25 protein-coding genes are annotated in these 21389 nt (G+C 65.0%); 15 read left to right on the forward strand and 10 right to left on the reverse strand.

Annotated features, from left to right (window positions below; genetic code table 11):
* Window positions 1–74: 74 nt before the first annotated feature.
* A complete protein-coding gene (locus tag IB273_RS05960; RefSeq protein WP_192223524.1) occupies window positions 75–1103 on the reverse strand; it encodes an ABC transporter substrate-binding protein in 1029 nt (342 codons plus the stop codon).
* 101 nt (window positions 1104–1204) lie between these two features.
* Window positions 1205–1978 (reverse strand): class II aldolase/adducin family protein, encoded by a 774-nt coding sequence (locus tag IB273_RS05965; RefSeq protein WP_192223525.1) that lies wholly within the window; start codon window positions 1976–1978, stop codon window positions 1205–1207.
* A 186-nt stretch (window positions 1979–2164) separates the two neighbouring features.
* Here IB273_RS05965 and IB273_RS05970 point away from each other — a divergent pair, with 186 nt between their 5' ends.
* The 4 genes from IB273_RS05970 (at window position 2165) to IB273_RS05985 (ending at window position 5621) form a co-directional block, all read left to right on the forward strand.
* On the forward strand, window positions 2165–3553 hold the full coding sequence (locus IB273_RS05970) for a PLP-dependent aminotransferase family protein (protein WP_192223526.1): 1389 nt from the start codon (window positions 2165–2167) through the stop codon (window positions 3551–3553).
* Between the two features lie 74 nt (window positions 3554–3627).
* Window positions 3628–4428 carry an RNA polymerase sigma factor gene (locus IB273_RS05975; RefSeq protein WP_167523193.1) on the forward strand — a complete coding sequence of 267 codons (801 nt, stop codon included), beginning with the start codon at window positions 3628–3630 and terminating at the stop codon, window positions 4426–4428.
* A complete protein-coding gene (locus tag IB273_RS05980; protein ID WP_192223527.1) occupies window positions 4425–4844 on the forward strand; it encodes a PaaI family thioesterase in 420 nt (139 codons plus the stop codon). The genes IB273_RS05975 and IB273_RS05980 overlap by 4 nt, the downstream gene beginning before the upstream one ends.
* Before the next feature lie 75 nt (window positions 4845–4919).
* Window positions 4920–5621, forward strand: a complete 702-nt coding sequence (locus IB273_RS05985) for a YebC/PmpR family DNA-binding transcriptional regulator (RefSeq protein ID WP_081520439.1) — start codon at window positions 4920–4922, stop codon at window positions 5619–5621.
* 52 nt (window positions 5622–5673) lie between these two features.
* On the opposite strand, the gene IB273_RS05990 is transcribed toward IB273_RS05985, so the two are convergent.
* Both IB273_RS05990 and IB273_RS05995 read right to left on the reverse strand, forming a co-directional pair.
* Window positions 5674–6114 carry a hypothetical protein gene (locus IB273_RS05990; RefSeq protein ID WP_225610082.1) on the reverse strand — a complete coding sequence of 147 codons (441 nt, stop codon included), beginning with the start codon at window positions 6112–6114 and terminating at the stop codon, window positions 5674–5676.
* A 77-nt stretch (window positions 6115–6191) separates the two neighbouring features.
* On the reverse strand, window positions 6192–7088 hold the full coding sequence (locus IB273_RS05995) for a LysR family transcriptional regulator (RefSeq protein WP_192223528.1): 897 nt from the start codon (window positions 7086–7088) through the stop codon (window positions 6192–6194).
* Window positions 7089–7219: 131 nt separating this feature from the next.
* On the opposite strand from IB273_RS05995, the gene IB273_RS06000 reads away from it, so the two are divergent.
* The 4 genes from IB273_RS06000 (at window position 7220) to IB273_RS06015 (ending at window position 11383) form a co-directional block, all read left to right on the forward strand.
* Window positions 7220–8728 (forward strand): CoA-acylating methylmalonate-semialdehyde dehydrogenase, encoded by a 1509-nt coding sequence (locus IB273_RS06000; RefSeq protein ID WP_192223529.1) that lies wholly within the window; start codon window positions 7220–7222, stop codon window positions 8726–8728.
* 140 nt (window positions 8729–8868) lie between these two features.
* Complete coding sequence (mmsB, locus tag IB273_RS06005; RefSeq protein ID WP_192223530.1) at window positions 8869–9744, forward strand: 3-hydroxyisobutyrate dehydrogenase; 876 nt, start codon at window positions 8869–8871, stop codon at window positions 9742–9744.
* 133 nt (window positions 9745–9877) lie between these two features.
* Window positions 9878–10795: a bestrophin family protein gene (locus IB273_RS06010; protein ID WP_192223531.1), complete on the forward strand. Its 918-nt coding sequence runs from the start codon at window positions 9878–9880 to the stop codon at window positions 10793–10795.
* Window positions 10796–10816: 21 nt separating this feature from the next.
* A complete protein-coding gene (locus tag IB273_RS06015; RefSeq protein WP_151187222.1) occupies window positions 10817–11383 on the forward strand; it encodes a flavin reductase family protein in 567 nt (188 codons plus the stop codon).
* Here IB273_RS06015 and IB273_RS06020 read toward each other — a convergent pair.
* Complete coding sequence (locus IB273_RS06020; protein WP_192223532.1) at window positions 11370–12755, reverse strand: CoA transferase; 1386 nt, start codon at window positions 12753–12755, stop codon at window positions 11370–11372. The two genes, IB273_RS06015 and IB273_RS06020, sit on opposite strands and share 14 nt — an antisense overlap.
* 225 nt (window positions 12756–12980) lie before the next feature.
* Window positions 12981–13361, reverse strand: coding sequence for a hypothetical protein (locus tag IB273_RS06025; RefSeq protein WP_081520447.1), 381 nt, complete (start codon window positions 13359–13361; stop codon window positions 12981–12983).
* A 222-nt stretch (window positions 13362–13583) separates the two neighbouring features.
* Here IB273_RS06025 and IB273_RS06030 point away from each other — a divergent pair, with 222 nt between their 5' ends.
* Both IB273_RS06030 and IB273_RS06035 read left to right on the forward strand, forming a co-directional pair.
* Window positions 13584–13898 carry a transcriptional regulator gene (locus tag IB273_RS06030; RefSeq protein WP_081520448.1) on the forward strand — a complete coding sequence of 105 codons (315 nt, stop codon included), beginning with the start codon at window positions 13584–13586 and terminating at the stop codon, window positions 13896–13898.
* A gap of 113 nt (window positions 13899–14011) precedes the next feature.
* On the forward strand, window positions 14012–14197 hold the full coding sequence (locus IB273_RS06035) for a hypothetical protein (RefSeq protein ID WP_151187225.1): 186 nt from the start codon (window positions 14012–14014) through the stop codon (window positions 14195–14197).
* A gap of 6 nt (window positions 14198–14203) precedes the next feature.
* Here the strand turns inward: IB273_RS06035 and IB273_RS06040 are convergent, their stop codons facing one another.
* On the reverse strand, window positions 14204–14569 hold the full coding sequence (locus IB273_RS06040; RefSeq protein WP_081520450.1) for a hypothetical protein: 366 nt from the start codon (window positions 14567–14569) through the stop codon (window positions 14204–14206).
* A gap of 447 nt (window positions 14570–15016) precedes the next feature.
* Here IB273_RS06040 and IB273_RS06045 point away from each other — a divergent pair, with 447 nt between their 5' ends.
* Together IB273_RS06045 and IB273_RS06050 are read left to right on the forward strand one after the other, a co-directional pair.
* Window positions 15017–15730, forward strand: coding sequence for an endonuclease (locus IB273_RS06045; RefSeq protein ID WP_081520451.1), 714 nt, complete (start codon window positions 15017–15019; stop codon window positions 15728–15730).
* A gap of 89 nt (window positions 15731–15819) precedes the next feature.
* A complete protein-coding gene (locus tag IB273_RS06050) occupies window positions 15820–16326 on the forward strand; it encodes a DUF1993 family protein (RefSeq protein WP_192223533.1) in 507 nt (168 codons plus the stop codon).
* 31 nt (window positions 16327–16357) lie between these two features.
* On the opposite strand, the gene IB273_RS06055 is transcribed toward IB273_RS06050, so the two are convergent.
* Entirely contained in the window at window positions 16358–16831 is a 474-nt protein-coding gene (locus IB273_RS06055; RefSeq protein WP_081520453.1) for an Lrp/AsnC family transcriptional regulator, read from the reverse strand.
* 132 nt (window positions 16832–16963) lie between these two features.
* Between IB273_RS06055 and IB273_RS06060 the strand changes: the two genes are divergently transcribed.
* The gene (locus tag IB273_RS06060; RefSeq protein WP_192223534.1) at window positions 16964–17299 is read left to right on the forward strand and encodes a hypothetical protein; all 336 of its coding nucleotides are present in this window, start codon (window positions 16964–16966) and stop codon (window positions 17297–17299) included.
* Between the two features lie 98 nt (window positions 17300–17397).
* Entirely contained in the window at window positions 17398–18396 is a 999-nt protein-coding gene (locus IB273_RS06065; protein WP_151187228.1) for a bile acid:sodium symporter family protein, read from the forward strand.
* 62 nt (window positions 18397–18458) lie between these two features.
* On the opposite strand, the gene gorA is transcribed toward IB273_RS06065, so the two are convergent.
* Complete coding sequence (gene gorA / locus IB273_RS06070) at window positions 18459–19817, reverse strand: glutathione-disulfide reductase (RefSeq protein ID WP_081520456.1); 1359 nt, start codon at window positions 19815–19817, stop codon at window positions 18459–18461.
* 88 nt (window positions 19818–19905) lie between these two features.
* Between gorA and IB273_RS06075 the strand changes: the two genes are divergently transcribed.
* Window positions 19906–20337 (forward strand): VOC family protein, encoded by a 432-nt coding sequence (locus IB273_RS06075; RefSeq protein ID WP_081520457.1) that lies wholly within the window; start codon window positions 19906–19908, stop codon window positions 20335–20337.
* A gap of 60 nt (window positions 20338–20397) precedes the next feature.
* Here IB273_RS06075 and galU read toward each other — a convergent pair whose 3' ends face one another.
* Window positions 20398–21237 carry a UTP--glucose-1-phosphate uridylyltransferase GalU gene (gene galU, locus IB273_RS06080; RefSeq protein WP_024767166.1) on the reverse strand — a complete coding sequence of 280 codons (840 nt, stop codon included), beginning with the start codon at window positions 21235–21237 and terminating at the stop codon, window positions 20398–20400.
* Between the last annotated feature and the right edge of the window lie 152 nt (window positions 21238–21389).

The raw sequence follows: 21389 nt of genomic DNA on the forward strand, positions 1-21389 counted from the left end.
CACGACTCCTCGCAGGGGCGAACCGCGCCAGCGATTCGATCACGCGGGTGTTGCCACCCGCGTCAAACCGCCGATCAGCCCTTCGCCGCCCAGGCGTTGAAGCGCTGCTCCAGGTCCTCGCCGTGGTCGACCCAGAACTCGAAGTTCACCGGCACGGCCTGTTCCAGGTTCGCCGGCGCGGTGTTCAGGCGCTCGATCAGCTTGGGATCGATCAGCTTGTTGGTCCCCAGGTTCACCGAGCCGTAGCCCAGCTTCACGGTGTGGATCTTCTGCTGTTCGGGCGAGAGCGAGAAGGCGATGAAGTCCTCGGCGGCCTTCTTGTTCGGGCTGCCCTTGGGGATCGCCCAGGAGTCGATGGCATACAGGCTGCCGTTCCACACCACCTTCATCGGCACGCCCTCCTCCTGCGCAGCGAAGGCGCGGCCGTTGTAGGCGGTGCTCATGACCACGTCGCCGCTGGCGAGGAACTGCATCGGCTGCGCGCCGGACTCCCACCACTGGATCGACGGCTTGATCTCATCGAGCTTCCTGAACGCGCGGTCCACGCCTTCCTTGGTGGACAGTACCTTGTACAGGTCTTCCTTCTTCACGCCATCGGCCAGCAGGGCGATCTCCAGAGTGTACTTGGCGCCCTTGCGCAGGGAGCGCTTGCCGGGGAATTTCTTCGTGTCCCAGAAATCCGTCCAGCCGGTCGGGCCGTTGGCAAGGCGTTTGCTGTCGTAGACCATGGCCATCGACCAGACCAGCAGGCCGGCGCCGCAGTCGGAGATGGTGCCGGGCACGTAGTCTTCGGCCTTGCCGAGGATCGCCGGGTCGAGTTGTTCGAACAGGCCTTCTTCGCAGCCGCGCAGCAGCTCCGGCCCTTCCACCTGGACGACGTCCCAGTTGACGCCGCCGGTGTCGACCATGGCCTTGATCTTGCCCATTTCGCCGTTGTACTCGCCGGCGATCACCTTCATTCCTTCCTTCTTCTCGAAGGGTTTGTAGAAGGCTTCGGTCTGTACGTCCTTGCTGATGCCACCGAAGGAGATCACGGTCAGGTCAGCAGCCATGGCGCCGGACGCCACGCCCATGAGCAGGGCTCCCAGAATCGGGTTTTTCATTTCCACCTCTTGGCTTTGTTGTTGGCAGATGGTTCAAGCACGCAGGCGCCCGGTCTCTGCGGATCGGGGCACGATAACAGGGGCAGGTGCGCCCGTTTGTCTTAACTGCGATAGGCGGCCTCGCCGTCCTCGATCAGGCGCAGGGCCGATTCCCAGGCCAGCAGGTGCAGGCCGTCGACCAGCGCTTCCTCTTCCTGCACGGCGACGCGCTCGCACACGGCGTGCGGCGGGTAGCGCAGCTGGCGACCACCGGCCAGGGCCTGAATCTGCGCCTGGCAGGCGCGTTCGAGGAAGTAGATCTGGTTGAAGGCTTCGGCGATGCAGCGCCCGGTGGCCAGCAGGCCGTGGTTGCGCAGGATCATCACCATGTGGCTGCCCAGGTCGTTGACCAGGCGCGAGCGCTCGTCGGGGTCCAGGGCGATGCCTTCGTAGTCGTGGTAGCCCAGGCGGTTGTAGAACTTCAGCGCGTGCTGGCTGATCGGCAGCAGGCCGTCTTCCTGGGCGGATACCGCGATGCCGGCGGCGGTGTGGGTGTGGATCACGCAGGCCACGTCCTCGCGGGCGGCGTGTACCGCGGAATGGATGTTGAAGCCGGCGCGATTGACGCTTTTCGGCCCGAAGCGCGGATCGATGACGTCGCCCGCGTGGTCGACCTTCACCAGGTCGGAGGCGCGCATTTCATGGAACATCACGCCGTAGCGATTGATCAGGTAGTGGCCCGGCTCGCCCGGCACCCGCGCGGAGATGTGGGTGTCGATGTGGTCGGTCCAGCGGAAGTGCGCAATCAGCCGGTACAGCGCGGCGAGGTCGCAGCGGGCCTGCCACTCTTCGGCGGAAATGCTCGACGGATCGATGTTGTAAGCTGTGTCACGCATGACGGGCTGTCCCTGTTCTTGTTCGGGGGTTCTTATTTCAGGCTGTGCGGCGAATTGCCGCCGTCTGGGACCGAGTGTGCTGGGCGCGCCCGGCCCGCACCATGCACAGGGACAACGCAGAAATTGCAATGCTGTTATGGTCCGCGGACCTGTACAGATCCTTCCCCACAAGAATCGGACCTTCGGATGCTGTTGCTCGACCCCACCTCGGACATTCCCCTGGTCACCCAGATCGTCGACGGCATCGCCCAGGCCATCGACGAGCAGCGCCTGCGCCCCGGCGCCAAGCTGCCCTCGATCCGCAAGTTCGCCCAGGCCAACGGCGTCAGCCACTTCACCGTGGTCGAGGCGTACGACCGGCTGGTAGCGCGCGGCTGTCTGAACGCCGTGCCCAACGCCGGCTTCTATGTGCGCGGCCCGGCAGTCGAGGACAGCGCCAGCGATGAGGCGCCCACCGAATTCGACTTCGATGCGCACCTGCTGCTGCACAAGGTCTTCCAGCCGCTGGGCATGGAGCTGCGGCCCGGCGTCGGCCTGCTGCCCGAACACTGGCTCGACGGCGAAGGCCTGCTGCGCGGCTTGCGCAGCCTGGCGCGGGAAGAACCGACCCAGTTCGGCAACTACGGCCACAGCAAGGGCAACCCAAAGCTGCGCGGCAAGCTGGCCGACCGCCTGGGTGATGCGGGCGTGGCTGCCAGCCCGGAGCAGATTTTGCTGACCGCCGGCGCCAGCCAGGCGCTGGACCTGACCGTGCGCTACCTGGTGCAGCGTGGCGACCCGGTGCTCGTTGACGAGCCTGGCTACCACAACCTGTTCCTCAACCTGCGCCTGCAGGGCGCGCAGCTGCTGGGCGTGCCGCGCAGCGCCGACGGGCTGGATCTCGACCGCCTGGAGCAACTGGCCCGCGAACACCGCCCCAAGGTCTACTTCACCCAGGCGCGCCTGCAGAGCCCCACCGGCGGCAGCCTGTCGCTGGCTGCGGCGCATCGTCTGCTGCAACTGGCGGAGAAGTACGACTTCCTGATCGTCGAGAACGACATCTACGCCGACCTCGACCCCGCCGGCCAGTTGCTGCTGGCCAACCTCGACCAGCTGGCGCGGGTGATCTACATCAGCAGCCTGTCCAAGGTCATCGCCCCGGCCCTGCGCACCGGCTTCATCGCCGCGCACCCCGAGCTGATCGAGGAGCTGGTACCGCTGAAGATGGTCAGCGGCCTGACCAGCTCGGAACTCACCGAGACCCTGGCCCTGGACATCCTCCTGCAGGGCCGCCACCGCAAGCACGTGCGCCAGCTGCGCGACCAGCTCGGCGAAGCCCACGACAGCGTGGCGCGACGCCTGGAAGCCGCCGGCCTGGAAATCTTCCATGAACCGCGCGCCGGCCTGTTCCTCTGGGCCCGGCACCGCGCGGTCGACGACGCCACCCTGCTCGCCAGCCGCGCCAAGGAGGCGAAGATCCTGCTGTTCCCCGGCCAGCTGTTCATGCCCGACGGCCGCAGCGTGCCGTGGATGCGCTTCAATGTTGCGCACTCGCTGGATGAGCGGCTGTATACGTTCCTCTCCGCGCAGGGTTGATGGTCACAAAAATCAGTGGGGCCGAGTCCAAGGAAGAACAGCCGGCATATCGCCCGGCACGTCAGGAGGACACCGTGAAATTTCCCGCCATCGACCCGCAACAGCTGCAACGCGCCCAACAAGGCGACCCCGCCGCCCTCGACGCACTGCTGCTGGCCCTGCAAGCGCCGGTCTACAACCTCGCCCTGCGCATGCTCGGCCGCCGTGAAGACGCCCAGGACGCCAGCCAGGAAATCCTCCTGCGTATCACCACGCACCTCGCCAGCTTCCGCGGCGACAGCCAGTTTTCCACCTGGGCCTTCCGCATAGCGAGCAACGCGCTTCTGACCGCGCGCACCAAGGTCCGCGAGACGCCCACCGTGTCGCTGGAGGCGCTGGCGGAAAAGCTCGACCTCGGCCTGCGCCTGGCGGAGGCCAATGAACGCCCGCTGGAGCCCGCCGACAAGCTCGCCGCCGAGCGCATCGCCCTGGCCTGCACCCAGGGCATGCTGATGTGCCTGGAGCGCGAGCAGCGCCTGGCCTATGTGCTCGACATCGCCTTCGGGCTGGACTCGGAGACGGCGGCAGCGGTGCTGGAGATCGAGCCGGCGGCCTATCGCAAGCGCCTGTCACGGGCGCGCCTGCGGCTGGATGAGTTCATGCAGCAGCACTGCGGGCTGGTCAACGCGCAGGCAGCCTGTTCCTGCGAGCGCCAGGCAATGGCCCTGCCAGTGGGCGCCAGCGACACCCGCAAGGCCGAGAGCGAGCTGCTCGCCCTCACCCGCCTGGCGGATGCGGCGGCGGTGTTCCGCGCCCACCCGGATTACCGCGTCCCGCAACGGGTCATCGAAACCGTCCGCGCCGTGCTGCAGCAGCACACCGGAGGCTGGCAATGAACGCGATCGCCGACCTGGGCTACCCCGAGGGCTTCGCGCCACTGCAGCGACGCAATCCATTGCTGGACCTGCTCGGTCCGTTCCTGGTGCGCGGCGAGGGCGAATCCCTGGAGCTCGGCCTGCTGCTGGACGAGCGCCACACCAATGGCCGCGGCAGCGTGCACGGCGGCATCCTCGCCACCCTGGCGGACATCGGCATGGGTTACGCCATGGCCTTCTCCAGCCAGCCGCCGCAGCCGCTGGTCACCGCCAGCCTGACCCTGGACTACGTCTCCACTGCGCAGGTCGGCGACTGGTTGAGCATCCGCCTGCTGCACAACCGGTGCGGTCGGCAGATGGCCTTCGCCAATGCGCTGCTGTCGGTGGGCGACAAGGTGGTGGCGCAGGCCAGTGCGGTGTTCGCGGTCCCGCACTGATCCAGCGGATATCGCCAGCGGCCGCGCGAGGCCTTAGACTTGCCGCCCATCAGCAACCGCCAGCAAGAGATCACTATGGGCGCCCAGTGGAAAGCCAAACATAAAGAAGTCGCCGCCAACGCCAAGGGCCGCATCTTCGGCAAACTGTCGAAGGAAATCATGATCGCCGCGCGCAATGGCGCCGACCCGGACATGAACCCGAAACTGCGCCTGGTCGTCGAGCAGGCCAAGAAGGCCTCGATGCCGCGCGATACCCTGGAGCGCGCCATCAAGAAGGGCGCCGGCCTGCTGGACGGCGCCGCCACCTTCGAGCGCGTGGTCTACGAAGGCTTCGCCCCGCACCGCGTGCCGGTGATCGTCGAATGCCTGACCGACAACGTGAACCGCACCATCGCGGAAATCCGCGTGCTGTTCCGCAAGGGCCAGCTGGGCGCTTCCGGCTCGGTCTCCTGGGACTTCGATTACCTGGGCCTGGTCGAGGCCACCCCGGCCAGCGCTGACGCCGACCCGGAACTGGCCGCCATCGAAGCCGGCGCCCAGGACTTCGAGCCGGGCGAGGAAGAAGGCGACACCCTGTTCCTCACCGACTCCACCGATCTGGACGCCGTCTGCCGCGCCCTGCCCGAGCACGGTTTCACCGTCGCCTCGGCCAAGCTCGGCTACAAGGCGAAGAACCCGGTGAGCCTGTCCGACGCGGAGCTGGAGGAAGTCGAAGCCTTCCTCGATGCCCTCGACGGCAACGACGACGTGCAGAACCTCTACGTCGGCCTGGCGTAACAGCAAGGCACCCCAGGGGAGATGGGGCAAGCCCATCTCCCTCGCGCCACCGTCAGTACAGCCCGGTCGCGCTCCCCGGTTCGAACACCGGAGTTTCGTTGGCCTGAATCATGTTGTAGCTCAGCATGAAGGTCACGCCGCCCTCGCTGCCCAGCGCCTGGCTGACCCAGCCGATGGGGTTGTTGAACAGCGAATCATCCGGGTTGAGCACACCGATAGCTGCCGAGTCGGGATCGTTGTCCCAGGTGACATCGCCCCAGTGCCACCCCAGCCCCAGCACGAACTGCCGCCCCAGCAGGGCACCGAGCGCGAACACCGTGTCATCGTCCACCTCACGCTGCTGCGCCTTGGCTTCGCGCACGTACTGGGTAATCGCCGCGACCACCTCATGGGGTGGCAACTCGGGCGCCAGCTGAAGCAGCGCCAGTCCCTGCTTTTGCAGATCTGCCAGTTGTTGTTCCAGCTCCGCCGACAGCGGAATGATTTCAGCCATGCTTCCTTCTCCTCAAACGGTTCCCGCGCTGTCCTGGCGGGTCCCTGTCACTGTTGAAACTTCCATCCTGCCGACACTCAAACGGCGCGGCCCATCAGTACGTCCTGGCTGCCTTCGGCCTTTTCCCGCAGGAAATCCCAGGTGGTGCGCATCCGCGCGATATCCTTGAGTTCGGTCGGCATCAGCATCCAGAAGGTCCGCACGAACTCGATTTCCCCTGCCAGCACCGGCTGCAGCGACGGGTTTTCGGCTGCCGCGAACGCCGGCAGGATCGCCAGCCCGGCGCCCTCTGCCACTGCGCGCTGCTGGGCGAGGATACTGGTGCAGCGCAGCGCCATGTGCAGCGGCCGGCCGATCTCGTCGAGGTACTGCAGCTCCTTGCTGTAGAGCAGGTCGTCGACGTAGCCGACCAGGGCGTGCTCGCGCAGGTCGTCGCGGTTGCGGATCGGCCCGCGCTCGGCGAGGTAGTCCTGCGAGGCGTAGAGGCGCAGCACGTAGTCGGTCAGCCGGGTAATCAGGTAAGGCCCGCGGCCGGGGCGCTCCAGGGTGATCACTATGTCCGCCTCGTGGCGCGACAGCTGCAACGCCCGTGGGACCGCCAGCAGGTCCACACCCAGATGCGGGTGGCGCTGGTTCAGCTCCACCAGTTGCGAGGTCAGCAGCGTCGAGCCGTAACCCTCGGTGGCGCCGATGCGTACCTTGCCGGAGAGATTGTCTTCGGCGCCGGCCAGGCGCTTCTCGATCACCTTGCAGGCGCTTTCCATGGCCTCGGCCTGGGGCAGCAGCCCGTGACCGGCCTCGGTCAGCCGATAGCCGGCGGGCTCGCGCACCAGCAGTTGGGCGCCGATGCTTTTCTCCAGCGCCTGCAGGCGGCGGGCGACCGTGGTGTGGTCCACGCCCAGGCGTCGCGCTGCCACGGTCAGCTTGCCAGCCCGGGAAAGCTCGAGGAAAAACCGCAGGTTGTCCCAGTCCATATCTGCCTCAGCACGGGCCGTGTCTGCAAAAATGCAGAGCATACTTGCACATCACCTCATTGAGCACATCAAAAATGCACTGCTAGGATCGTTCCAGACAACAAGAAAGCCTTCAGGCTGGGAGAACCCCGATGACTGCAACTGCCGTCCCGACCGTCAAACTCTTCCTCGACGGCAAGCCCGTCGAGTCCACCACCTCCGAATGGCGCGACGTGATCAACCCCGCCACCCAGGAAGTCCTCGCCCGCGTGCCTTTCGCCACGCCCGAGGAAGTCGAGCGCGCGGTGGCGAGTGCCAAGGCCGCGTTCAAGACCTGGAAGAAGACGCCCATCGGCGCCCGCGCGCGCATCTTCCTCAAGTACCAGCAGCTGATCCGCGAGAACATGAAGGAGCTGGCGGCGATCCTCACCGCCGAACAGGGCAAGACCCTGCCCGATGCCGAGGGCGACGTGTTCCGCGGCCTGGAAGTGGTCGAGCACGCCGCAGGGATCGGCAATCTGCAACTGGGCGAGCTGGCCAACAACGTGGCCGGCGGCGTCGATACCTTCACCATCCTGCAACCCATCGGCGTCTGCGCCGGTATCACCCCCTTCAACTTCCCGGCGATGATTCCGCTGTGGATGTTCCCGATGGCCATCGCCACCGGCAACACCTTCGTCCTCAAGCCCTCCGAGCAGGACCCGATGGTGACCATGCGCCTGGTCGAGCTGGCCCATGAAGCCGGCGTTCCGCCGGGCGTGCTCAACGTCATCCATGGCGGCCCGGACGTGGTGAACGCCATCTGCGACCACCCGGACATCAAGGCCGTCTCCTTCGTCGGCTCCACCCGCGTCGGCACCCACGTCTACAACCGCGCATCCCAGGCCGGCAAGCGCGTGCAGTGCATGATGGGAGCGAAGAACCACGCCATCGTGCTGCCCGACGCCAACAAGGAGCAGACCCTCAACGCCATTGCCGGTGCGGCCTTCGGCGCCGCCGGGCAACGCTGCATGGCGTTGTCGGTGGCGATCCTGGTGGGTGAAGCCCACGACTGGATTCCCGACCTGGTGGCCAAGGCCAAGACCCTCAAGGTCAGCGGCGGTACCGAGGCCAATACCGACGTCGGCCCGCTGGTCTCCTGCGCGGCGCTGGATCGCGTCAGCGGCCTGATCGAACGCGGTACCCAGGAAGGCGCCAGGCTGGAGCTGGACGGCCGCAACCCGCAGGTGTCCGGCTACGCCAAGGGCAATTTCGTCGGCCCGACCGTGTTCTCCGGCGTCACCCCGCAGATGACCATCTACCGCGAGGAGATTTTCGGTCCGGTGCTCTGCGTGGTGTCGGTAAAGACCTTCGACGAGGCCATCGAGCTGATCAACGCCAACCCCAACGGCAACGGCACCGCGCTGTTCACCCGCTCCGGCGCTGCCGCGCGGCACTTCAAGGAAGAGATCGATGTCGGCCAGGTGGGCATCAACGTGCCGATCCCGGTGCCGGTGCCGCTGTTCTCCTTCACCGGCTCGCGCGGCTCCAAGCTGGGCGACCTGGGCCCGTACGGCAAGCAGGTGGTGCAGTTCTACACCCAGACCAAGACCGTCACCGAACGCTGGTTCGACGAGAACGAGGTCGGCGGCGCGGTGAACACCACCATCAACCTCAAATAAATCAGCCTGCCCGCCCGCTCGCCCCGAGCCGATCCGGACTTCAGCAAGGATGCTGTTCCGGCCCCGGCACCACGCGGGCGGGCACCTCCTTTCGCGCCTGATCGACCGGGCGCCCCGAACAAGAAGAAGAGGACCAACCCATGCGCATCGGCTTCATCGGACTCGGCAACATGGGCGGCCCCATGGCCGCCAACCTGCTCAAGGCCGGCTTCGACCTGAGCGTCTTCGATCTCTCCGCCAAGGCCGTGGAAGCGGCCGTCGCCCTCGGCGCCCGCGCCCTGGCATCCCCCGCCGAAGTGGCGCGCGACGATGTCGAGGTGATCATCACCATGCTGCCCGCCGCCGCCCACGTGAAGCAGGTCTTCCTCGGTGACGACGGCCTGCTGGCCAACGTGCAACCCGGCGTGCTGCTGATTGATTCGTCCACCATCGACCCGCTGAACGCCCGTGACGTCAGCGCCGCCGCCCTTGCCCACGGAAACCCGATGCTCGATGCGCCGGTTTCCGGCGGCACCGCTGGCGCTGCCGCGGGCACCCTGACCTTCATGGTCGGTGGTGATCAGGCCGACTTCGATCGCGCCCGCCCGGTACTCGCGGCGATGGGCAAGAACATCGTGCACTGCGGCGGCGCCGGTAACGGCCAGGTGGCCAAGGTGGCGAACAACCTGCTGCTGGGCATCTCCATGATCGGCGTGGCGGAAGCCATGTCCCTGGGCGTGAAGCTGGGCATGGACGCAGAAGTGCTGGCCGGCATCATCAACACCTCCAGCGGCCGCTGCTGGAGCTCGGAAGTGAACAACCCGCTCACCGGCGCCCCGGCGGCGCGCGGCTACAGCGGCGGCTTCGGCACCGACCTGATGCTCAAGGACCTCGGTCTGGCCAGCGAGGCAGCGCGCCAGGTGCGCCAGCCCGTGCTGCTCGGCGCCCTGGCCCAGCAGCTGTTCCAGACATTCAGCAACCAGGGCAACGGTCAGCTGGACTTCTCGGCCATCGTGAAGCTGTACGAACAGGGCTGATCTCGGCAATTCTTTGCAGGAGCGTGCCATGGACGCGATCGCGTGCATGGCACGCTCCCACGGGGGCCAGCGAACCGCATCCCCGCCTCTATCTCGGCTATCATGCGCGCTCCGCCCCACCGGATGCCGCCCGATGATCCTCCGCCCGCAAACCCCGACACTCTGGGTCCTGCTGTTCTCCCTCAAGGGTTCGATCATCCCCGCCATCTGGCGCAAGGTGCTCTACACGGTACTGCTCAGCTCACTGGTAGTGGCCACCCACGGCACCCTGTATCACTACAAGGTGATCATCACCTCCACGCCCTTCACCCTCTGGGGCCTGACGCTGGCGATCTTCCTCGGCTTCCGCAACAACGTCGCCTACCAGCGCTTCTGGGAAGCGCGCACGCTGTGGGGCGAACTGCTGATCGTCACCCGCAACCTGGCTCGGCAGACCCGCTCGCTCCTGCCGGACCTGGACAGCCAAGGCCGTCGCCAGCTGGGCAACCAGCTGATCGCATTCAGCTACGCCCTGCGCGACCAGCTGCGCGGCACCCCGCAAAGCGAGGACGTGCGCCGCCTGCTGGACGACGAAGCCGCCGCGCTGGCTACCAGCCACAGCCCGACCAACGTGCTGCTCGCCAGCCTCGGCCAGCGCTTCGCCGACCGTGGCCGCGCCAGCGGCGCCAGCGACATCACCCTGGCCGCCATCGACCAGCAGATGACCCGCCTGTCGTACGTGCTGGGTGGCTGCGAGCGCATCCGCAACACGCCGATCCCCTACCCGTACATCCTGATGCTGCACCGCATCGTGCACGTCTATTGCTTCCTGCTCCCGTTCTGCCTGGTGGACAGCATCGGCTGGTTCACCCCGCTGGCGGTGTGCGTGCTGGCCTACACCTTCTTCGGGCTGGATGCACTGGGCGACCAGATCGCCGACCCTTTCGATACCCAACCCAACGACCTGCCGCTGGACGCCATGAGCCGCAACATGGAAATCGCCGTGCTGGAAATCCTCGGCGAGACCGACCTGCCCGAACCGCTGAAGCCGGTGGACGGCCTGCTGCTCTGATCCGGACTTGAGGACCCCTGAATGAACCACCTGAAAGACGTGCCGCTGAACAAGGCCTACCTGCTGCTCAACCACGGCCCGAGCACCATAGTCACCAGCGAGCACGAGGGTGTCGCCAACGTCATGGCCGCCGCCTGGGTCATGCCGCTGGACTTCGATCCACCCAAGCTGATGCTGGTGCTCGACCGCAACACCTGGTCGCGCCATCTGGTGGAAGGCTCGGCCGCCTTCGTCATCCAGCTGCCGACGCGCCAGCAGGCTGAGCTGACCCTGGCGGTTGGCTCGAGCAACGGTGGCGAAGGCAACAAGTTCGAGCAGCTGGACATTCGCACTTCCCGTGCGAAGCAGGTCGAGGCGCCGATCGTCGATGGCTGCGTCGCCTATCTGGAGTGCAAGGTGATCAGCGAGCCACACAACCAGGAGAAGTACGACCTGTTCATCGCCGAAGTAGTCGCCGCCTATGCGGATGAGCGTGCCTTCTCCAATGGCCGCTGGCACTTCCCCAGCGACGAGCTGCGCACCATTCATTACCAGGCCGGCGGCGCCTTCTTCGCCACCGGCGAGGCGTTCCAGGTCAGTCGGGGCTGACCGGCTGCCAGGTTGCCGGCGCCGAGCCCAGCTCGGAGGCCGGCAGCTCCCAGTAGAGCGGCGAGCCCGCGACCTGCAGCGGCGGACGCAAGCGCCGCGCGTGCCCCCAGGGCGTTGTCTCGATGCCCGGTGCCAGATCGTCGGTTGTCTCCGCCGCCAGCTCCAGCGAACCCACCGACGAAACTCCCGCCTCCAGCAGGCATTGCGCCGTGCGCGCCAGGGACAGGCGCCAACGACTCCCGCGGCCGCTACGCCGGCGCTCGGCCAATCCACGCAAGGCCGCCGCAGCGATCAGGTAGCCGGTGGCGTGATCGAGCGCCTGTACCGGCAAGGGGACGGGTTTGTCTTCGCCCCGCCAGACGCGCCCGGCCTCGGCGATGCCGCTGCTCATCTGCACCAGGCTGTCGAAACCGCGCCTGTCGCTCCAGGGGCCCGACCAGCCGTAGGCATTCAGGCTGACATCCACCAATCCCGGCGCAATGGTCCGCCGTACATCGGCGCCGAACCCCAGGCGGTCCAGGGCATCGGCCCTATAGCCGTGCACCAGCACATCGGCGCTGGCGAGCAGCGCCTGGAAGCGCTCGCGGCCCGCAGGCTGGCGCAGGTCCAGACGCGCGCAGTGCTTGCCCAGGGTGACTTCCGGCACCACGCCAGGCTCATCCCAATCCGGCGGATCGATGCGCAGGACCTCGGCGCCAAAGCCGGCAAGAAAGCGTGTGGCAATCGGCCCGGCCAGCACGCGCGTCAGGTCCAGCACGCGCAATCCGGCCAAGGGGCGCTCGCGGTCGATCTCGATATCCAGAGAAGGCGCGGACACCAGCTGGAGATCGCGCAATACCAGCGGCTCACGGGCAACGGCGAGGCCTTGCGGGTGCTGTTTCCAGCCGTCCCAGGAGCGCATCTCGGCCGCACAGCCGCCTTCCTCCACGATCGCCAGTTCCAGCTCGCCCGCGCACCAGTTAGCCACGGCGTCTGCGACCCGATCACGATCATTCTCGGTACCGAGCACCCGAAGGGCAGCGGCGCGGTGATGCGGGGCATTGGTGTGCAGGCGAACCCAACCGTCGCGGGTGCGGTAGTTGCCGGCGATGGCGTCCCACAGGTCGGGAGGCGTCCAGCCCTGGGCGCGCAAGGAAGTGGAGAACCAGAAGGAAGCCAACCGGCGGTCCACGACCAGGGACGTGGCGGCACCGGAGTCCGGCTCCAGCCACTCGCCCAGCGCGAGCCCTGCGCTGGCGATGCTGGCGGCGGCCAGTTCGGTGACGAAGAAAGCCGAAGGCAGGGAGCCTTCGCTGCGAAAGGCCAGGTGACTCAGGCGTTCGGCCTGGCCGCCCAGGGCAATCCAAAGTCGCTCCGCAAGAACACGCTGCATCTCTATCTCCGCCTTTTCCTTGGAATTTCACCTTAGCCGCGCAGCGTCAGACGGGCGAGCCGACCTTGGTCGACAGGCAATAAAAAGCCCGCAATCAAGCGGGCTTTTCGATGGGGAGCTAGTCCTTTAGCTGGTTTTCATCCTCTGCCCCCGAGTGTGAAAAAAACGTGAAGCGAGGGGCAGCCGAAACATTTTGTTGGAGATCCACTCTCTGGAGGCTAGCGCTCAGCTCGAATAGTCCAGCGCGGTCCAGACGCGGCTGAGCCCATCGCTGATCTGGCAGCTCGACAGATCGTCCGCCGCGCCCCGCGAGGACAGACGCACGGTGGAGTCGCCCTCGCCTTCAGTCAGCCACTGCAGGCGGCCACAGTTGGGCGTGTCGATCACATAGCTGGCGGCGATGGCCGAGCGCTCCTTCGGCAGGCGGATGGCGTCGCGTACCGTGCCGCGCTCCTCGATGCGCTTGCCGTCGGCCACCAGCACGGCCCAGGCCTCCTTGCCCTCGATGATGAGGTAGGCGCCATTGGCGCGCGGGACGTCCGCCTGGGGCTGGGCACAACCCGCCAGCATCGCCACACCTGCGCAAAGCATCAGTTTCTGCAACATCGCCATCGCTCCTGTTCTTCGAAGAGTGCCCGCCAGGCCAGTGGCGACGGGCACTTCAGGGTTTCTGTCAGACCGCGAGAGGGATACTAGGAGAAAATACTGTTCATGCATACAGTATTTTGCGAAAATTTTTTAAACCTCGACGAAAGGCCACAGTCCATTGGCTACGTCGATCACCTCGGATCACAGGGCATGGGCCAGAACCCCATTGAGGAGCAAGCGATGGTGAGCATCCATCAGCTGAAATACACCGTGAACCACATGGCCATCGATGAAGTCAGCGAAGCCGTATCGGAACTGCTGCTGGAGGGATTGGTCACAGAGGGCAAGACGCCCTTCAGCCGCACCCACTTCAACGTCTGCTTCGCGGAAATCGAGGCCCTGATGCAGCGCGCCGGCTATCACCGGCCGCTGGATGTGGTGGGCTACCAGGGCCAGGCCTATGCCATGTTCGATCCCAGTCGCTGGGATGCCGTGGAAGTCCTGCGCTGGCTGAAGGAGTACGTCGAGGAATCGAAGGCGGTCAGCACCGCCTGAGCGCGCGGGCTTTTTCGCAGGTCGCGGTTGCGGGAGCAGCGACTTGCGAAGGCCCACCCGGCGCACTAATGTCCCATGCACTTTTCCCCGCTTGCCGAATCAAGGACGATTCCATGAGCGACCCTTCCGCCGACGACAGCTGGCTCTGGGCCTACCGCAAACTCCGTAGCTGGGATGTGGGCCGGGTCAGCTCCGCGTTCCTCGCCACACTCTTCCACTGGCGCGGCGATACCGGGCTGTTCTACAGCCACGGCGGCCTGCGCAAATCCCGCCTGACCCGCGACGACCTGATCGACTGATCCGACCTACTGCTGCTGGTAATAGCCATTACCGCGCGGATAGACCGCGCCGTTGGGGTATTCGATGCTCTGCCGGATGCCACCGCTGCCCTGGTCGATGATCACTGTGCCCGAGCGCGTCTCGCCGTAGCTGCGCGGCACCTGCACACCGCCATAACCGTCATTGCGCTGCCAACTGGAGGAACTCTCCACGCTGCCGCTCGCACCCGGGCTGATGTAGATGCGCTGGATCACTGGCGGCGACTGCTGCCAGTGCGGCTGGCCCTGATAGTTCTGCTGGGACTGTCTTTCCTGCGTGGAAAACTGCTGCGCGTAGACGGGTAGCGCCAGGGCACAACAGGCGATTGCCCCAAGGATCCTGAGACCGATCATGGCGAGCTCCCGACTGGTGGAAAGGCTCCAGCTTACCAAGCCTCACCGCTCAGTACAGAGCAGTGCGAAAATTCAATATAAATACTTATATATCAGTACTTTACAATACAAACATCATGTCAACTATAGGAAAAAGTCTCCTCAGGGTACTGCTTGTCGCCATAGCCCCGTACGACTCCCTCATCCCTCGTTTAAACAACCGGATAGCGTCGATTCTTAAAGCTTTTTATAGAATATTTTCCCCTTTAAAAACAATCAGATAAATAGATTTTCTAAACCTTTACAAGAGACATCAGGGGTCTGCTGCGAAGCGTTCCCAGCGGGCGCATACCGCGGCGGCCCAGCCCTCGCCTCCAGCCGGGAAATCCAGCCCTTGCCATTCCATTGCCACGATTGGCATTTCTTTCTCAATCAGTAAGATGCAGCGACTTTCGTAAGGAACGCCTCATGTTCGGACGCTGCCTGACCCTGCTGCTGATCCTCGCCATCCCCACCGTCGCCTCCGCCGCCGCCCCGCGCACTTTCGAGGAAGCCAAGAAGGTCGGGCGCAAGCTGTATGCCCGCCAGTCGGTGGAGTTCTATTGTGGCTGCCGCTACAACGGCACCAAGGTCGACCTGAAGAGCTGCGGCTATACCCCGCGCAAGAATGCCAACCGGGCTTCGCGCATCGAGTGGGAGCACATTGTCCCCGCGTGGGTGATCGGCCATCAGCGTCAGTGCTGGCAGAGCGGCGGGCGCAAGAACTGCTCGCGCAATGACCGGGTGTACCAGAAGGCCGAGGCCGACCTGCACAACCTCGTGCCGAGCATCGGCGAGGTGAACGGTGACCGTGCCAACTACAGCTTCGGCTGGCTGCAGCAGAAGCCCTCGCAGTACGGCGCCTGCCCGATGGTGGTGGACTTCAAGGCGCGCAAGGCCATGCCCCGCGCGCAGATTCGCGGCATGATCGCCCGCACCTACTTCTACATGAGCGACCGCTACGGCCTGAAGCTGTCCAACCAGGACCGCCAGCTGTTCACCGCCTGGAGCAAGCAGTACCCGGTGGAAGCCTGGGAGCGGCAGCGAAACCAGATGGTTGGCTGCGTGATGGGCTGGGGCAACCCTTATGTCGGCCCGATCGAAACCGACCGCTGCCCGACGCCGAAAGTGGCCAGGCGCTGAAGCCTGGCGACAGCCGCAGGCGCCAGCAGTAGACTCCGACAGCCGTCCCGCGTGACGAGCCCCACCTTTATCTGTCTGGAGTACGCAGCATGTCCCTCTCGATCTACCAGGCTTCCGTTCCCGTCTTCATCCGCATGCTCGGCAACCTCTCGGTGATCCTCACCAAGGCTGCCGAGCACGCCCAGGCCAAATCCATCGACCCTTCCGTCCTGATCAACGCCCGCCTCGCCCCGGACATGTTCGCCCTGGCTCGCCAGGTGCAGATCGCCTCCGACTCCGCCAAGGGCGCCGGCGCGCGTCTGGCCGGCGTAGATGTGCCGAGCTACGCCGATGACGAAACCACCTTCGACCAACTGCAGACGCGCATCGCCAGGACCATCGAGTTCCTCAAGACCCTCAAGCCCGAGCAATTCGAAGGCGCCGAAGACCGCACCATCGAACTGAAGCTGCGCACCCGCGAAGTCAGCTTCAAGGGCTCGGACTTCCTGCTGGGCTTCGTCAACCCGAACTTCTATTTCCACATCACCACGGCCTACGACATCCTCCGCCACAACGGCGTGGAAGTCGGCAAGATGGATTACCTGGGCGGCGTCTGACCGCCCCGGGCGCTGGCCTCCCCGGCGCCCTTCAGCCGCGCGGCAGCGGCAACGTGGTGGTGGACTTGATCTCCGAGAGCGCCACGATGGAGTTGATCTCCTGGACCCCCGGCACCTGGGACAGCCGTTCGAAGAAGAAGCGCTCATACGCCTCCACATCTTCCGTGACGATGCGCAGCATGAAGTCCACGGCGCCCATCAGGACATGGCACTCCAGCACCTCGGGAAACGCCTCCATGGCCTGCGCGAAATCCGTCAGGTGATTGCGCCCGTGGGCATTGAGCTTCACCTGGGCGAATATCTGGGTATTCAGGCCGATCTTCTTGCGATCCAGCAGGGTCACCTGCTTGCGGATCACCCCTTCCTCCTTCAGCCGCTGAATCCGCCGCCAGCACGGTGACTGGGACAGGCCGATACGTTCGGCGATCTCCGCCGTGGAAAGAGTGGCCTCGTCCTGCAGCAAGGCGAGGATCTTGCGGTCATGGGCATCCAGCGAAACAGGCATAGATGATTCGCCCTTAGTAAATTCAGAGAATCATTAATGCACAAATTACCGCCACATGGCCAAAAACAGGCAAATAAATCCTCGGCACGGGCCGCAGAATATTCCTCACTCCCCCTGCATCGGCCAGCCGTCATGACGCTCCCTGCTCTCCATCTCGTCGAGTTCCCCCTGGATCAACAGGACCGCCCGGTTCCCACCGAAGCGGCCGCCGACGCGCGCTACCTGATTCGCGCCGAGATCGACGCCGACATTCTCTGCCGCCTGTTGAACCAGTTCGCGCTTCAGGGCCACGTCCCGGCCGAAGTCGAGTCCTCTCGCCGGGAGGATTGGATGGACATTGCCCTGCGGGTGAACACCCTGCCGCGCTACCGTGCCGAGGTCATCGCACAGCGCATGCGCGGCATGGTCAGCGTGTGCTCTGTCGATCTGCACGTACAAGGTGTGGAAACTGTCCTTTCAGCGACATAAGCTGGCTTTCTGGCGTTAGCCGGCACATCCACCCGGGCTTAGAGTGCGAACCTGACCCTAGCGGTCTTTCACACACAACAACGATGAGAGATGTGCCCATGGCTCGCCCACGCCTGCTCCCCGACAACTTCACCCTGGCGCTGATCGCCACCGTGACCGTTGCCAGCCTGCTGCCCTGCGAAGGCACCGCCGCCGTGATCTTCGGCTGGATCACCAACCTGGGCATCGCGCTGCTGTTCTTCCTCCACGGTGCGAAGCTGTCGCGCCAGGCGATCATCGCCGGCGCCACCCACTGGCGCCTGCACCTGCTGGTGTTCGCCTGCACCTTCATTCTCTTCCCGATCCTCGGCATGGCGCTCAAGCCGGTCCTGTCGCCTCTGGTGACCCCGGACCTGTACCTGGGCATGCTCTACCTCTGCGCCCTGCCGGCTACCGTGCAGTCGTCCATCGCCTTCACCTCGCTCGCGCGCGGCAACGTGCCTGCCGCGATCTGCAGCGCCTCGGCCTCCAGCCTGATGGGCGTGTTCCTCACCCCGCTGCTGGTGCAACTGCTGATCGGCGCCCACGGCGACACCGGCATATCGACCCTCGACGCGATTGGCAAGATCACCCTGCAACTGCTGGTACCCTTCGTGGCAGGCCAACTGCTGCGCACCTGGATCGGCGCCTGGGTCGAGCGCAACAAGCCAGTGCTGAAGTACGTCGACCAGGGCTCGATCCTGCTGGTGGTCTACACCGCCTTCAGTGCCGCCGTGATCCAGGGCCTCTGGCACCAGATCCCGCTGCCCGCCCTGGCCGGCCTGGTCGTTGCCTGCTGCGTACTGCTGGCCCTGGCGCTGATCGCCACCAACCTGCTCGGCCGTTACCTGGGCTTTTCCCTGGAAGACCGCATCACCATCGTCTTCTGCGGTTCGAAGAAGAGCCTTGCCACCGGCGTGCCCATGGCCTCGGTGCTGTTCGCCAGCAGTACGGTCGGTGTGATCCTGCTGCCGCTGATGCTGTTCCACCAGATCCAGCTGATGGTCTGCGCCGTGCTCGCCCAGCGCTACGCGCAGCGCCAGGAAGACAGTCACGCCTCACTGGAACGCAGTAACTGACGACCTGACGCCCACAAAAAAGCCGGTGCATCTGCACCGGCTTTTTTATTGCTGCCTCGCTGTCAGGCACCGACTGGCGTGCGCATGGTGACGAATTCCTCGGCAGCCGTCGGGTGGATGCCGATGGTTTCATCGAACACCCGCTTGGTCGCCCCGGCCTTCAGCGCAATGGCGATGCCCTGGAGCATCTCCCCGGCATCCGGGCCCACCATATGGCAGCCCAGCACCTTGTCGCTGTCGGCATCGACGATCAACTTCATCAGAGTCCGCTCCTGGCTTTCAGTGAGCGTCAGCTTCATCGGCCGGAAGCGGCTCTCGAAGACTTTCACCTTGTGCCCGTTGCTGCGCGCCTCGTCCTCGGTGAGGCCAACGGTGCCAATGTTCGGCAGGCTGAATACCGCGGTGGGGATCAGCTTGTAGTCGACCGGGCGGTACTCGTCCGGGCGGAACAGCTTGCGCGCCAGCGCCATGCCTTCGGCCAACGCCACGGGGGTCAGCTGCACGCGACCGATGACATCGCCGATGGCGTGGATCGACGGCTCGCTCGTGCCATAAGCCTCATCCACTTTCACGTAGCCGCGGTCGTCCAGCTCCACGGAGACGCTCTCCAGGCCCAGGTTGTCCAGCTGCGGCCGGCGGCCAGTGGCGTAGAACACGCAATCCGCCTCCAGCACGCGACCATCCTTGAGGGTGGCGGCCAGGGTGCCATCGGCCTGCTTGTCGATGCGCGCGATGTCGCTGTTGAATTGCAGGTCCAGCCCCTTCCTGGCCAACTCGTCACGCAGGTGCTCACGCACGCTGCGATCGAAACCACGCAGGAACAGATCCTTGCGGTACAGCAGCGAAGTCTGCGCGCCCAGGCCATGGAAGATGCCAGCGAACTCGACCGCAATGTAACCACCGCCGACTACCAGCACCCGACGCGGCAGCGACTCGAGGAAGAAGGCTTCGTTGGAGGTGATCGCGTGTTCCTTGCCGGGAATGTCCGGCACCTGCGGCCATCCACCGGTAGCGATGAGGATGTGCTTGGCGCTGAAGCGCTGCCCGTCGACTTCCACGGTGTGCGCATCCCGCAGCGTTGCATGGCCTTCCAGCAGGGAAACGCCGCTGTTCACCAGCAGGTTGCGGTAGATGCCATTGAGCCGGTGGATTTCGCGATTCTTGTTGGCGATCAGGGTCTTCCAGTCGAAGTTCGCTTCGCCCAGGGTCCAGCCAAATCCGGCGGCCTGCTCGAAGTCTTCATGGAAGTGCGCCCCGTACACCAGCAGCTTCTTCGGTACGCAACCGACATTGACGCAGGTACCGCCCAGGTAGCGGCTTTCCGCCACGGCCACCTTGGCACCAAAGCCTGCGGCGAAGCGCGCGGCGCGCACACCGCCGGAACCCGCACCGATGACGAACAGGTCAAAATCGAAAGACATCATGGTTCTCCGCTTGGATATGTCGGGCAGCATACCTCATGGCGCCTGACCTATCCTGCCAACTGCCGGTCCCGAAGGAGGTATTGCCATGCACCCGACCCTGACCCACCTGGCCCTGCACGTGCCCGACCTGGAAGCCTGCGTGGCGTTCTACGAGCAATTCTGCGGCATGCGTGTGATCCACGAGCGCGAGGGCAAGGGCTCGCGCATCGTCTGGATGGCGGAGCCGGGCAAGGAGCACCGCTTCATTTTCGTCATCATGCCCGGCGGCGAGGAACGCCACCTGGCAAGCGATGACTACAGCCACTTCGGCTTCGCCGTGGACACCCGCGCTGAGGTCGATCGCGTCGCCAGGGATGCCGAGGCTGCCGGCTGCCTGATCTGGGCGCCACGGGAAGAACCCTACCCCGTTGGTTATTACTGCGGCCTGCGCGACCCGGCCGGCAACTACGTCGAGTTCAGCTACGGCCAGCCGCTCGGGCCGGGCTCGGAGGCGATGCCGATTCCACGCTCGATGTAGGCCGGAAAAACGAAAAAGCCACCCGAAGGTGGCTTTCCCGAAGAGTGGAAAGGTCCGGACTTACCAGGCCTTGCCAGTCTTGTAGAGGTGTTCGTAGCAGAAGTTGGTCGCCTCGATATAACCCTCGGCGCTACCGCAGTCGAAACGCTTGCCCTTGAACTTGTAGGCCAGCACGCAGCCGTCCTGGGCCTGCTTCATCAGGGCGTCAGTGATCTGGATTTCACCGCCCTTGCCCGGCTCGGTCTGCTCGATCAGGTCGAAGATATCCGGAGTCAGGATGTAGCGACCGATGATCGCCAGGTTCGACGGGGCGTCTTCGGGCTTCGGCTTCTCGACCATGGTGTTCACGCGGTAGATGTCGTCGCGGATCATCTCGCCGGCGATCACGCCGTACTTGTTGGTCTCTTCCGGCGGCACTTCCTGGATCGCCACGATGGAGCAGCGGAACTGGTTGTAAAGCTTGACCATCTGCTTGAGGACGCTGTCGCCTTCGAGGTTCAGGCACAGGTCGTCCGCCAGCACAACGGCGAAGGGTTCGTCACCGATCAGCGGGCGGCCGGTCAGGATAGCGTGACCCAGGCCTTTCATCTCGACCTGACGGGTGTAGGAGAAGGTGCATTCGTCGATCAGGCGACGAATACCGACCAGGTACTTTTCCTTGTCGGTGTTGCGAATCTGGTGCTCCAGCTCGTAGCTGATGTCGAAGTGGTCTTCGAGGGAGCGCTTGCCGCGGCCAGTGACGATACCGATTTCACCGAGACCGGCTTCCAGTGCCTCTTCAACGGCGTACTGGATCAGCGGCTTGTTCACCACCGGCAGCATTTCCTTGGGCATGGCCTTGGTGGCCGGGAGGAAGCGGGTACCGTAGCCGGCGGCCGGGAACAGACATTTCTTGATCATGGGAGTCCTTCGAGAGGGACAGGGGTGCGAGTTGCGCGCAGTCTAATCAGGCTGCGCCCGCCTTACAATGCCCCGGATTGCAAGCTGCACGACTCTTGTGAGGACTTGCGAAACCGGTGGCACGCGCATCTGACCACCAAGACCCCGATTTA

This window comes from Pseudomonas sp. PDM19 (assembly GCF_014852215.1).
In the GTDB taxonomy this organism is placed as follows: Bacteria; Pseudomonadota; Gammaproteobacteria; order Pseudomonadales; family Pseudomonadaceae; genus Pseudomonas.